This is a genomic window from Pseudomonas sp. 34 E 7, from assembly GCF_900005715.1.
Classification (GTDB): domain Bacteria; phylum Pseudomonadota; class Gammaproteobacteria; order Pseudomonadales; family Pseudomonadaceae; genus Aquipseudomonas; species Aquipseudomonas orientalis_A.
Genome location: NZ_CVTX01000181.1, coordinates 1 through 11,678, shown reverse-complemented (window position 1 = coordinate 11,678; position 11,678 = coordinate 1). Strand labels below are relative to the sequence as shown.

12 protein-coding genes and 1 pseudogene are annotated in these 11,678 nt (G+C 58.4%); 5 read left to right on the top strand and 8 right to left on the bottom strand.

The window, feature by feature from the left end; translation table 11 throughout:
* Nucleotides 1-44 precede the first annotated feature (44 nt).
* From rimK to BFP96_RS24490, 3 genes are read right to left on the bottom strand one after another with little or no spacing between them, the layout of a single operon-like run.
* Nucleotides 45-950 (bottom strand): 30S ribosomal protein S6--L-glutamate ligase, encoded by a 906-nt coding sequence (rimK, locus tag BFP96_RS24500; RefSeq protein WP_065937176.1) that lies wholly within the window; start codon nt 948-950, stop codon nt 45-47.
* On the bottom strand, nt 947-1,396 hold the full coding sequence (locus tag BFP96_RS24495; RefSeq protein WP_170827547.1) for a retropepsin-like aspartic endopeptidase RimB: 450 nt from the start codon (nt 1,394-1,396) through the stop codon (nt 947-949). The genes rimK and BFP96_RS24495 overlap by 4 nt, the downstream gene beginning before the upstream one ends.
* Before the next feature lie 45 nt (nt 1,397-1,441).
* The gene (locus BFP96_RS24490) at nt 1,442-2,221 is read right to left on the bottom strand and encodes a S6 modification regulatory phosphodiesterase RimA (protein ID WP_065937175.1); all 780 of its coding nucleotides are present in this window, start codon (nt 2,219-2,221) and stop codon (nt 1,442-1,444) included.
* Between the two features lie 116 nt (nt 2,222-2,337).
* Between BFP96_RS24490 and BFP96_RS24485 the strand changes: the two genes are divergently transcribed.
* A complete protein-coding gene (locus BFP96_RS24485) occupies nt 2,338-2,745 on the top strand; it encodes an RNA-binding S4 domain-containing protein (protein WP_065884635.1) in 408 nt (135 codons plus the stop codon).
* Between the two features lie 75 nt (nt 2,746-2,820).
* Here the strand turns inward: BFP96_RS24485 and BFP96_RS24480 are convergent, their stop codons facing one another.
* The gene (locus BFP96_RS24480) at nt 2,821-3,624 is read right to left on the bottom strand and encodes a phosphatase PAP2 family protein (protein WP_065937174.1); all 804 of its coding nucleotides are present in this window, start codon (nt 3,622-3,624) and stop codon (nt 2,821-2,823) included.
* Nucleotides 3,625-3,745: 121 nt separating this feature from the next.
* Between BFP96_RS24480 and hslO the strand changes: the two genes are divergently transcribed.
* Both hslO and BFP96_RS24470 read left to right on the top strand, forming a co-directional pair.
* Complete coding sequence (gene hslO, locus BFP96_RS24475; RefSeq protein ID WP_065884633.1) at nt 3,746-4,648, top strand: Hsp33 family molecular chaperone HslO; 903 nt, start codon at nt 3,746-3,748, stop codon at nt 4,646-4,648.
* Nucleotides 4,649-4,827: 179 nt separating this feature from the next.
* Nucleotides 4,828-6,369, top strand: coding sequence for a phosphoenolpyruvate carboxykinase (locus BFP96_RS24470; protein ID WP_065884632.1), 1,542 nt, complete (start codon nt 4,828-4,830; stop codon nt 6,367-6,369).
* A gap of 203 nt (nt 6,370-6,572) precedes the next feature.
* Here the strand turns inward: BFP96_RS24470 and BFP96_RS24465 are convergent, their stop codons facing one another.
* The 4 genes and pseudogenes from BFP96_RS24465 to BFP96_RS30650 all read right to left on the bottom strand — a co-directional run bounded on the left by BFP96_RS24465 (nt 6,573) and on the right by BFP96_RS30650 (nt 8,847).
* Complete coding sequence (locus BFP96_RS24465; protein ID WP_065893858.1) at nt 6,573-6,929, bottom strand: DUF1493 family protein; 357 nt, start codon at nt 6,927-6,929, stop codon at nt 6,573-6,575.
* A 743-nt stretch (nt 6,930-7,672) separates the two neighbouring features.
* Nucleotides 7,673-7,864: pseudogene (locus BFP96_RS31440) on the bottom strand (hypothetical protein); the annotation flags it as partial.
* A 219-nt stretch (nt 7,865-8,083) separates the two neighbouring features.
* Nucleotides 8,084-8,677: a putative adenosine monophosphate-protein transferase Fic gene (locus BFP96_RS24460; RefSeq protein ID WP_065893785.1), complete on the bottom strand. Its 594-nt coding sequence runs from the start codon at nt 8,675-8,677 to the stop codon at nt 8,084-8,086.
* Nucleotides 8,677-8,847, bottom strand: a complete 171-nt coding sequence (locus BFP96_RS30650; RefSeq protein WP_122463858.1) for a YhfG family protein — start codon at nt 8,845-8,847, stop codon at nt 8,677-8,679. The genes BFP96_RS24460 and BFP96_RS30650 overlap by 1 nt, the downstream gene beginning before the upstream one ends.
* A 289-nt stretch (nt 8,848-9,136) precedes the next feature.
* On the opposite strand from BFP96_RS30650, the gene BFP96_RS24455 reads away from it, so the two are divergent.
* Nucleotides 9,137-11,074: a RecQ family ATP-dependent DNA helicase gene (locus BFP96_RS24455; RefSeq protein WP_065937173.1), complete on the top strand. Its 1,938-nt coding sequence runs from the start codon at nt 9,137-9,139 to the stop codon at nt 11,072-11,074.
* Nucleotides 11,075-11,097: 23 nt separating this feature from the next.
* Nucleotides 11,098-11,529 carry an acyl-CoA thioesterase gene (locus tag BFP96_RS24450; RefSeq protein WP_065937172.1) on the top strand — a complete coding sequence of 144 codons (432 nt, stop codon included), beginning with the start codon at nt 11,098-11,100 and terminating at the stop codon, nt 11,527-11,529.
* Nucleotides 11,530-11,678: the final 149 nt, after the last annotated feature.

The following is an 11,678-nucleotide window of genomic DNA, read 5'->3' as shown; positions in this document are numbered from 1 at the left end:
CCCCCTCCCACATTTGGTTTGATGTTGTGTCAGGGGCAGAGCTTTTAGCCCTTTCCCTTGGTCCGAGTCATGTTCGGCCCGCCATTTTTTTCCAGATGCTGAATGATGATCCCCGCCACATCCTTGCTGGTGGTGGTCTCGATCCCTTCCAGGCCCGGCGATGAGTTCACCTCCATGACCAGGGGGCCGTGGTTGGAGCGCAGGATATCCACACCTGCCACGGCCAACCCCATGACCTTGGCTGCACGCAATGCGGTCATGCGCTCCTCCGGGGTAATCTTGATCAGGCTGGCGCTGCCGCCACGGTGCAGGTTGGAACGGAACTCGCCCGGCTTGGCCTGGCGTTTCATGGCGGCAATCACCTTGTCGCCCACCACGAAGCAGCGGATATCCGCACCGCCGGCTTCCTTGATGTACTCCTGCACCATGATGTTCTGCTTGAGGCCCATGAACGCCTCGATTACCGACTCCGCTGCCGTTGCCGTTTCGCACAACACCACGCCGATGCCCTGGGTGCCCTCCAGCACCTTGATCACCAACGGCGCACCGTTGACCATTTCGATCAGGTCAGGGATGTCATCCGGGGAATGGGCGAAGCCGGTCACCGGCAGGCCGATACCTCGGCGCGACAGCAGTTGCAGCGAGCGCAGCTTGTCCCGCGAACGTGCGATGGCCACGGACTCGTTGAGCGGAAAAACGCCCATCATTTCAAACTGGCGCAGCACTGCGCAGCCATAGAAGGTCACCGAGGCGCCGATGCGTGGGATCACCGCATCAAAGCCTTCCAGCGGTTTGCCACGGTAGTGGATCTGCGGCTTGTGGCTGGCAATGTTCATATAGGCCCGCAACGTGTCGATCACCACCATTTCATGGCCACGTTCGGTGCCGGCCTCGACCAGGCGGCGGGTGGAATACAGACGCGGGTTTCGCGACAGCACAGCAATCTTCATGCGGCACCTGGGGCAGAGATAGTGGAAACCGGGAACACCGGCTTGTCTTGTACGTATTTTACGGCCGGGCTGACGACCAACTGGCCGTCAATCAGCGCCTTGGAGCCCAGCAGCAGGCGATAACGCATGGCCTTGCGGCAGGCCAGGGTGAATTCCACTCGCCACACCCGATCGCCCAACGCCAGGGTGGTGCTGATCACGTAGCGCACCTGCGCATGGCCGTTGGAACTCTTGATGGTTTTCATCGTTACCAGAGGCGCTTCGCAGCGCCGGTGACGCAGTTGCACCACGCTGCCCAGGTGCGCGGTAAAGCGCACCCACTTCTCGCCGTCGCGTTCGAACGGCTCGATCTCGGTGGCGTGCAGGCTTGAGGTGCTGGCACCGGTGTCGATCTTGGCGCGCAGGCCTGCCACTCCCAGGTCGGGAAGGGCCACCCACTCACGCAGACCCACAACGGTCAAATGGTCAAATGTCTTCAAATAGGGGTACCGTCATTTTGTCCAGGCTTGAGGGGCAACCTTGGCCAGGGCATTGAATGTGGGCATGGCGAACCAGTAGCCTTGCATCAGAAATATTCCACAGTCGGAGAGGAAGTCCCGCTCACCGGCACTTTCGATGCCTTCGGCGATGACAGTAACCCCCAACTGCTCACAGATTGTGACAATCCCCCGGACGATCACCTGGCGGACACGGTCCTGGTCGACATCGCGAATCAGCGCCATGTCGAGCTTGATCATGTCAGGTTGGAAATCGGCCAGCAGATTCAGCCCCGAATAGCCCGCGCCGAAGTCGTCGATGGCGGTCTTGAAGCCGAATTGGCGGTATTCACGCAGAATATTCGTCAAATGGCGATAGTTATCTACATGCTCGCTTTCCAGGGTCTCGAAAATCAGGCGGTCCAGCGGGAAATTGTGCTCGCGGGCGGCGTCGAGGGTGCTGCGGATGCACAGTTCGGGACGGTAGACGGCATTGGGCATGAAGTTAATGGAAAGATAGGTTTGCATGCCCAGGGCGGCGGCGCCGGCAATTGCCTGGGTGCGGCAGCGCTGGTCGAAGCGGTAGCGATTGGTTTCGTTGACATGTGCCAGCACCGACAACGCGCCTTCACCCTGCGTGCCGCGCACCAAGGCTTCATGGGCAAATATCGAACGGTCACGCAGGTCTACGATAGGCTGGTAGGCGAAAGCAAAATCGAACCCCAGCGGCTCGCTTTGCTGGCAACCCACGCACCGCTGGTTGGGCGAGGTGAGTGAAAGGGGAAAGTCGGTCACGGCGTATCCTCGCGAAAACAGGGTGCTACCTGGCGTATCTTAGGTGAGCCTTGGGGTTTATGCGTCGAAGGGTTTCAACGGTAAGGTTGCGACATTTTTCAGAGCGAGGAATTCAAGTGGCTCAAAAGCAGGAAGAGGAAGAAAAGGTCCGTTTGGACAAGTGGCTGTGGGCCGCGCGTTTCTACAAGACCCGTGCCCTGGCCAAGGCCGCCATCGAGAGCGGCAAGGTGCACCATCGCGGCGAGCGCTGCAAGCCGGGGAAGGAACCGCGCGTCGGCGATGAGTTTCAGATTCGTACAGGGTTTGATGAAAAGACTGTCGTGGTGCAAGCGCTCTCCAGCGTGCGCCGGGGTGCGCCTGAAGCACAGGCGTTGTACGCGGAAACCGAAGCCAGTATCGCCAAGCGGGAAAATGCCGCGGCCATGCGCAAGGCGGGGGCCTCAGGCCTGACTACCGACGGCAAGCCGAGCAAGAAGCAGCGTCGCGATCTGTTCAAGTTTCGCGGCAGCGGCAATGATGATTGATTGCACAATCTCCAGCCCGAACGAGATCAACAATGTGGGAGGGGGCAAGCCCCCTCCCACAGTTAGCCCGCATCGTTAAGGGATTGTGCGCATGACGCTCAATCGCCCGATCACCGGCAGTTTGCCAAGCAACCCGAAAACCGGCGCGGTTACCCGCAACAGGAACCCCGACACTTTCGCCGCAAACGGCGTGTAATACCCCCAGCCCAGGGCTAACAGAGCCAGCAATACCCCGCCGATATAATCGTCCTGTCCCCAATGCGCGCCCGCTACGAGCCGCGGCATCATGAACAACAGCGCCAGGCCCCAGATCACCAGCACCTGGCCGATGCGCTTGGCGAACACGCTCATGAACATCGCCCAGATCAACAACACCGAAGCATGATCGCCAGGAAAGCTCTGGCTCGAACGGTCTTTCAATTCCCAGGTTTTCTCAAGCCCGGGGAAAAAATCGCTCATCTGAATCGCGCCGTCGATCACCATTGACGGGCTGCTGTGCTGCCAACCCATGTGCGCCGCGAGCTTGGAAAACAGCATGCGGATAAATAGCAACAGCAGCAGAATACCAAGGAAGCCAAAGAACGCCTGGCGCACCTGCATAACCTTGAACACCCAGTCGCCGCGAATCAGCAGTGCCAGCAGAATCACCCCGACGATCGCATCGAAGGGCCGCAGGCTCGCCACGGCCCACACGTTCAGCCAGGTCGAGTTGCTGGCGAGCGGGCCATTGAGCAGGTGAAACAGCCACTCGTCGAAAATCACACACAGCATCTGGCCCGTGGGCCACAGCCAGAAACACAGCAGCCCGATAGCGACTAGATTGCAAAGAGCCCATCGCCGGAGGTTCCAGTTCGCTTGGAACAAACCCGGATTGTTCATAAACTGTCCCTCATCGCTCTCTAGCTCCTTGTTTCAGGAGAAATCGCACCAATGTGGTGCTAAAGCGTTTAATTTTATAAACGTTGTAATCATTTTGTCATCACTTCAGATACCCAAACCTATGACTGATCTACCGGATACCGACTTCACCCAACGCTTTATCTTTGACGAGAACGACGCCCGCGGCGAGCTGGTCTCGTTGGAGCTCAGCTATGCCGAAGTCCTTGCCAAACACGCGTATCCGGAGCCGGTCGCGCAATTGCTCGGTGAGTTGATGGCGGCCGCTGCGCTGCTGGTGGGCACGATGAAATTCGATGGCTTGCTGATCCTGCAGGCGCGTTCCGAAGGTCCGATCCCGATGTTGATGATCGAGTGTTCCAGCGAGCGCGAAATCCGTGGCCTGGCCCGCTATGACGTCGACCGGATTACCCCGGATGCCACGTTCTCCGAGCTGATGGCCGATGGCGTGCTGGCCATCACCGTTGACCCCACCGAGGGCCAGCGCTACCAGGGCATCGTTGACCTGGACGGCGAGACCCTGTCGGACTGCTTTACCAACTATTTTGTCATGTCCCAGCAGGTCGGCACCAAGTTCTGGCTCAACGCCAACGGCAAGCGCGCTCGCGGCCTGTTGTTGCAGCAATTGCCGGCTGACCGTATCAAGGACGAGGATGAGCGCACCGATAGCTGGCGCAAGCTGACCGCCCTGGCCGGCACCCTGACTGCTGAAGAATTGCTGGGCCTGGACAACGAGACCATCCTGCACCGCCTGTACCACGAAGAAGCGGTGCGCCTGTTCGACGAGCAGTCCCTGCGCTTCAATTGCAGCTGCTCGCGCGAGCGTTCAGCCAATGCCCTGGTCAGCCTTGGCCTGGAAGATGCGCAAAATCTGGTGGTGGAACACGGTGGTCATATCGAGATCGACTGCCAGTTCTGCAACGAGCGTTATCTGTTCGATGCCGCCGATGTTGCCCAATTATTCGCCGGTGCAGGCAGCGACACCCCTTCCGACACCCGTCACTAAAACGTTTAAGCACAGGTAAATCACCTGCCAAATGCCGGATTAGAGGCGTTCTGACGGGAGGGCCCTACTCTTTTTGGGCTTTTCTGGCATAATCCGGCCCACTTTTTTCGCGGTAGTAGTGCGCAACTTTCTACTACAAAACGTTTGGAGCACTCGGCCACAGGCCGACGGGGAACCTCATGACGCAAGCCAATAACGCCGTATACACCGATCTGAGTGTTGACGATCTGGTCAAAGAAGCCCTGCAGCGCGGTGAAGGCGTGCTTGCCGATACTGGCGCGCTGGTCGTAGAAACGGGTCACCGCACTGGCCGTTCGCCGGTCGACCGCTTCATCGTTGAAGAGCCTACTACCCAGGACGCAATCGCCTGGGGCCCGATCAACCGCAAGTTCCCGGCCGACAAGTTCGATGCCCTGTGGAACCGCGTAGAAGCCTTCAACAACGCGCAGGAGCACTTCGTGTCCCACGTTCACGTAGGGGCTTCCGAAGACCACTACCTGGCCGTGAAAATGACCACCCAGACTGCCTGGCAGAACCTGTTCGGTCGTTGCCTGTTTATCAACCCGGCCCGGTACAACCCGGCCGGTCGTGACGAGTGGCAAGTGCTCAACGTGGCCAACTTCGAGTGCGTGCCAGAGCGTGACGGCACCAACTCCGACGGTTGCGTGATCCTCAATTTCGCCCAGAAAAAAGTGCTGATCGCCGGCATGCGTTACGCCGGTGAAATGAAGAAAGCCATGTTCTCGGTGCAGAACTTCCTGCTGCCGGCCTCCGACGTCTTGCCGATGCACTGCGCCGCCAACATTGGCGAAGCAGGCGACGTGACCCTGTTCTTCGGCCTGTCGGGTACCGGTAAAACCACCCTGTCCGCCGACGAAAGCCGCTACCTGATCGGTGACGACGAACACGGTTGGGGCGAAGGCGTGGTGTTCAACATCGAAGGCGGTTGCTATGCCAAGTGCATCGACCTGTCCGAGAAGAACGAGCCGGTTATCTGGAAGGCCATCAAGCACGGCGCCGTGCTGGAAAACGTCGTTATCGACGAGGCCGGGCATGCTGACTACACCAATGTCAGCCTGACCCAGAACAGCCGCGCCGCCTACCCGCTGGAGCACGTTGCCAAGCGTTCCGAGAAGAACCTGGGCGGCGAGCCCAACGCGGTCATCTTCCTGACCTGCGACCTGACCGGCGTATTGCCGCCCGTGTCGATCCTCAGCGAAGAACAAGCGGCCTACCACTTCCTGTCCGGCTACACCGCATTGGTGGGTTCGACCGAAATGGGTTCGGGCAGCGGCATCAAGTCGACCTTCTCTACCTGCTTCGGCGCACCGTTCTTCCCCCGCCCGGCCGGTGAATACGCTGAGCTGTTGATCAAGCGCATCCGTGGCTTCGGCTCCAAGGTCTACCTGGTCAACACCGGCTGGACCGGCGGCGGCTACGGTGTCGGCAAACGCTTCAACATCCCGACCACTCGCGGCGTCATCGCAGCGATCCAGAGCGGCGCGTTGATCGGTGCCGAAACTGAGCACCTCGACACCATCAACCTCGACGTGCCATTGGCCGTACCGGGCGTTGAGACCGGCCTGTTGAACCCACGTAACACCTGGGCTGACCAGGCGGCCTACGATGAAGCAGCGAAGGCGCTGGCCGGGTTGTTCGTCGAGAACTTCAAGAAATTTGAAGTGAGTGATGCGATCAAGGCTGCAGGGCCTAAGTTGTAAGATTCGTAAGTTGTGAAAAAGCCGCCCCTCGTGGGCGGCTTTTTTGTGCGCGACAGGTTGTATCCCACTCGCCGGATTTGCTCAGATCCCATGTGGGAGGGGGCTTGCCCCCGATTGCGGTGTAACAGTCAAAAGTTGATCACCTGACACGCTGCTATCGGGGGCAAGCCCCCTCCCACACTTGATTCTCGGTGTACTTAAGGTCAGCCCAGGTTTTCCAGCGTTTGCGTATTCCAGCTGTGGGTCTTGATCGCGAGGTAGAGCATGTTGATCGTCAGCGGCACTTTTTCGCCACGGCCCTTGGCCCGACGTTTGAGAAAGACATCAAACACCGGCGGGTTGAAGTAACGATAAGTGTCGAAGTCGCCCAGGTCGAGCGCGAATTCCTGCTCCAGCGCTTCCATCAGTTGCTTGGCCTCACTGCCATCACAGCCCAGGTCGAAGTTGAGTGAGGTTTGCAGGCGAATGGTCCTGTGCTTCGGCAGGCCAATTTCTTCGTGCAGCAGTTGCAGGAGTTGCTGCATGACGGGGTCTTCGGGGAAGCCGGGGGCGAGGTTCATGGTGGGGGCACGCAGGAGTGGGTGAGGCGGCTGGTTGCGGTGGAAGCGGTATTTGTTTCGGGTGATGAAGAGTGCCAAGCCTATCAGGAATATAAAGACAGGTAGGAGGGGTATTCTGAGAATCACCGCTACGTAGGGTAGTAGGAACGTCAAAATCAGGCCTGTTGCCAGACATATGACTGCGAAGCGTCTTCTGAGCATTGGGTCTGTGATTTGGTAGTGCAGCACCCAATAGATAACGAGAAAAGACGCAGATTGAAGGTAAAGGGCCATGTTACTAAGACTCGTCCGAGTAGACATGCATTGAGCGTGTTGAGCGCTGAAGCCCTATGCCTCCTTCAAGCAGGCATAGATTGTCTAAAGAATGCCGATTGTCAGGTAAAACAGTAAAGCGAGTCACTATGAAGATGACCCCATAGTGCCCGATGTATTGAGTCCTTTCGATATTCACAGGTTTCTGCCCAAAAAGTTGAGAGGGCGCTATTTTCAGTCAGCTGCGGGTAACTTCTGTAGAGGGTTGAGCGGGTCTTTGCAGCAGTTTGGGAAAGGGATGGCGCAACGTTTGGCGGTTTCCTACAGCGGACTTCGGCATTTATGGCTTGGCAATGATTTAACAGTCGAAGCCGCTCAATTGTAGGAGCGAGCTTGCTCGCGAAAAACTCAAGGACGCCGGTTTTTTTCTGATTTACCGCGTCATCGTTGACGATTTTCGCGAGCAAGCTCGCTCCTACATAGCGCGTTGCTTAGATTTGCGTCTGTTCAGGTTGCAGTTGTACGTGTTGCGCGGCTTCCAGCAAATCACAGCCGTCCTGAACCAGCAGGTACAAGGCGTTGATGATGTGTGAAATGTCTTTGAGGTCGGCGTGCTCGAAGGTCAGGCAGGAGAAGGTTTCGAGCAGGTCCGTAGCTGCGCGGATACGTTGGTGGGCGGCGGACTGTGTCCAGGTTGGTCAACCGGCAGGGATCACCCGGTACGCCCGAAGGCGTCCCAAACACAGCCGCCATGAAGCGTGTGGGCACGGAAGTGCCTACGACATCTGAGGGTGCGTATGCGATCTCTGTAACCGGGTGACCAAACCCGGTCGCTGATTTTGCAGCGAGGGGCGAACTATAGGTGGGTGTGGTGTGATGGTGCAATACAGGCAAAAGGCTGTTTAGCGTGGCCTACTGATACACCGCTCAAAAATCGCCTCCAGCCCCCGATAATCACACGCCACCGCATCGATATTCGCCGGTATCCATGCCGTATGTTTCACCAGCCACCAGTTCACCGAAAATCCGGCATTCACGATGATTTGTTCAAACAGAATCCGTTGCGCCCGGCCATTGCCTTCGCGGAAGGGGTGGATGACGTTGAGGTCGCCGTAGGCCTCGGCAATCCGCTTTACCAGTTCGGCTTGGCTTACGCCAACGAACCAGTTCGCTTCCTCCATATGCCGAATGATCTTCGCCGCTTCCGGCGGGATGCGTTCCGGGGTGCAGAACAGCGTTTCGCCCTTCTGGATGTTGACGCTGCGCAGTTCGCCAGCCCAATCGTAGATATCGCCAAACAGGGTGCGGTGGATGTGTTGCAGACGGTCAAGGTCGTAGGGCGGCGGGAAAAGAGGGAGGTTGCCTATGGCAATTTCGGATAATTCCCGCTCGGCCTGGTGCAGGCTGGTTTCGTCGAGCAAATCGAGGCGGTTGCGCAGGACGCTGCTACCGGGGTAGCAGTACGGATCCTGGCCCACCCCGTATTTGTCGAGCATCAGCGTTGGGTGCTGCGGTACTTGGCAAGGACGGCTTCGCGGGTCGGCAGCGGTTTGTCGACGTCGGCCGGTTGGGTGTCGAACCCTTCCAGGCGCAGGCTGGCCAGGTAGTTGGAACGGCGGATCTTGTGGTAATGATCCTGTTTTTGCTCAAACGTCAGTTCGCTCATTGCAGCGTACTCCTGGTTAGCAAGGCTTTGATTGTAGCGCAATGCATCAATGCACAGACAGGTTAAAAAACCACCAACAACCCTAACATGGGAGCGTGGGCAAGCCCTCTCCCTACATCTGGTTCTGCCGCCTCCTGCTATTCCCACGGAAAAATCCCACTTCGGCCCTGGGCCATCCCTCACCCTGTGTATCATCCTGTCTCTTTTTTCCATGCGACCTTTCTCGATTCGCTGAACTTACTGGGCTACGTTTTTAAGCCACGTTCAACGGTCAATGGAGTGACAGCCTATGCACGACACCCTCCAGCAGGTCTTCGGTTATCCGCAGTTTCGTCCGGGCCAGGAAGAAGCGGTCAGCGCCGTATTGGCCGGTCGCTCGGCGGCTGCGATTTTCCCGACCGGGTCTGGCAAGTCGCTGTGTTATCAACTTTCAGCCGTACTGCTGCCGCACCTGACGCTGGTGGTGTCGCCGCTGTTGGCGTTGATGCAGGACCAGTTGGGTTTCCTCAAGCGCCACGGCATTTCAGCGGGCAGTATCGATTCGGCCCAGAGCCGCGATGATGCCAACGATGTGATGGCCCGTGCGCGTTCGGGCGAGCTGAAAATCCTGATGATTTCCGTGGAGCGCTTGAAGAACGAGCGCTTTCGAAACTTCCTGCAAAGCGTGCAGATCTCCTTGCTGGTGGTGGATGAGGCGCACTGCATTTCCGAATGGGGCCACAACTTTCGTCCGGACTATCTGAAGCTGCCGGACTACCAGCGCCAGTTCAAGATCCCGCAGGCGCTGCTGCTGACGGCCACCGCCACTCCCAGCGTGATTGCCGATATGCAGGGCAAGTTTGCGATTGCGCCGCAGGACGTGATTACCACCGGTTTCTACCGGCCCAACCTCAACTTGCTGGTGGAGCCGGTGAGCGGCGCGGACAAGCGCCGTCGCCTTGTGCAATGGATGAGCGAGCGGGCCGACCAGCCCAGCATCGTCTACGTCACCCTGCAGAAAACCGCCGAGCAGATTGCCGAGCACCTGAACCGCAATGGCATCCAGGCCGAGGCTTATCACGCCGGGCTGCCCCACGATAAACGCGAGGGCATCCAGCAGCGTTTCATGGGTGGGCGCTCCAATTGCATTGTCGCCACCATCGCGTTTGGCATGGGCATCGACAAAAGTGACATCCGTAACGTGGTGCACTTCGACCTGCCCAAATCCATCGAGAACTACAGCCAGGAAATCGGCCGCGCCGGTCGCGATGGGCGGCCCTCCGACTGCCTGGTGCTGGCCAACCGCGACAGCCTCAATGTGCTGGAGAACTTCGTGTACGGCGACACGCCGGAGCAGGAGGGTATCCGTCGAGTGCTGGAAGAGTTGCAGGCCGCACGTGGCGAGGGCCAGTGGGAGTTTTTGCTGAGGTCGTTGTCGGACCACAGCAATATTCGCGAGCTGCCGTTGAAGACCCTGCTGGTGCAGTTGGAGCTCAAGGGCGTGATCGCGCCGCGCTACGCGTTTTATGCCGAATACCGTTTCAAGTACCTGATCGAACCCGAGGCCTTGCTCGCACGTTTCTCCGGCGAGCGGCAGCAATTTGTCGCGGCGATCATCCAGGTATGCAAACGCGCAAAAACCTGGGCAACGGTGGATTTCGACGCGCTGTATCAGCAGCACAATGCCGAGCGCAATCGGGTGGTGAAGGCGCTGGATTACTTTCAGGAGCAGGGCCTGATCGAGCTGGAAAGCAAGCAGATGACCGAGGTCTACAGCCTGCTGAACACCGATTTCGATGCGCAGGTGTTGAGCAACGAGTTATACACAGGCTTCAAGCGCCATGAGACGACGGAGGTGGCGCGGATTCACGCCATGCTCGATCTGTTCGCCACCGAGCGCTGCCTTGGGCAACGTCTGGCACTGTATTTTGGCGATGAAAACGCACCGCAGCGTTGCGGGCACTGCTCGGTGTGTCACGGACATGTCGCGCACTTGCCGGCGCCGCCGAGCTTGCCGCCGCTTGTGGATAAAAACTTCATGGGGCTGTGCGGTGATTTTATCCACAGGCATCATGAGCACACTGGCCAGTTACCGGGTGCCGAACGCCTGACACGCTTTCTGGGCGGAATCAGCGTGCCGTTGTTCACCAAGTTGAAAGCGCGGGGCATTCCCGGTTTCGCCGCACTGGAGGACTACCCCTACGCCGAGGTACGCGAGTGGGCCGAGGCCCATTTGAATGATCTGTAAACCCATTTTCACCCGAGGTGCCCATGCCTGACTCAGTGCCACAACGTGCCGACTACCCCCACTTTCAGCCGATCATCACGCGCTGGCACGATAACGATGTGTATGGCCATGTGAACAATGTGACCTACTACAGCTTCTTCGACACCGCAGTGAATACCTACCTGATCGAACAAGGCGGGTTGGATATCCATGACGGTGAAGTGGTTGGGTTTGTGGTGAGTTCAGCGTGTGATTATTTTGCGTCGATCGCTTTTCCCGAGCGCATCGAAATCGGCTTGCGGGTGGGCAAGTTGGGCAACAGTTCGGTGCAGTATGAGTTGGCGGTGTTCAAAGCCGGCGAGGAGGAGGCCTGTGCGGCAGGGCGCTTTGTGCATGTGTTTGTCGATAGAGCGTCGAACCAGCCGGTGACGATTCCGGAGCTGTTGCGCGAGGCGTTGCAGCGGTTGGTAGGCTGACCAAATGTGGGAGGGGGATTGCCCCCTCCCACATGGGATTTTCGTCAGGCCTTAGTCATCATAGCGATGATGGCGCTTGTGCTTGTTCTTGCGATGCCCATAGGCATGACCGCGGCCTGGGTGATCATCGCGGTAGTAGCGACGGTCGT